This window comes from Synechococcus sp. CCAP 1479/10, from assembly GCF_019038515.1.
GTDB lineage: Bacteria > Cyanobacteriota > Cyanobacteriia > PCC-6307 > Cyanobiaceae > Cyanobium.
On sequence record NZ_JAFKRJ010000036.1, the window covers coordinates 1 to 544 of the forward strand.

The following is a 544-nucleotide window of genomic DNA, read 5'->3' on the forward strand; positions in this document are numbered from 1 at the left end:
CCTTCACGCCGGCCGCCAACTACAACGGCCCGGTTCCCCTGATCTCCTACGTCGTCACCGACGGTTCCGGCCTCAACGATTCCTCCACCCTTTCGATCACGGTCACACCGACGAACGACCCGCCCGTCAACACCGTCCCAGCGGGCCAGAGCATCGATGAAGAGACCTCCCTTTTCTTTAGCGGGGCGAATGTCATTTCCGTCAATGATGTCGATGGCAATCTCGCCAGCACGCGATTAACGGTTGCCAACGGCATCCTGACCATTGGCGCCCTCAACGGTGCCACCATCAGCAATGGGGGCAATGGCACCAGCAGCCTCACCCTCAGTGGCAGCCAGGCCCAGATCAATGCCGCTCTCGCCACCATCTCTTATCTGCCCAACCCCAACTTCAACGGCGCCGATACCCTCACCGTTCTCTCCACCGACAGTGGCGCCACACCCCTCTCGGACGCCGACACCGTCGCCATCACCGTGACGCCGGTCAACGACGACTTCAGCGACGCCAACGAAACCATCTCCATCGCCGAGGACAGCGGCACCAC

General features: G+C 61.9%; 1 pseudogene. It reads left to right on the forward strand.

What is annotated here, in order from left to right:
• Positions 1-544: pseudogene (locus KUG39_RS13630) on the forward strand (Ig-like domain-containing protein); the annotation flags it as partial.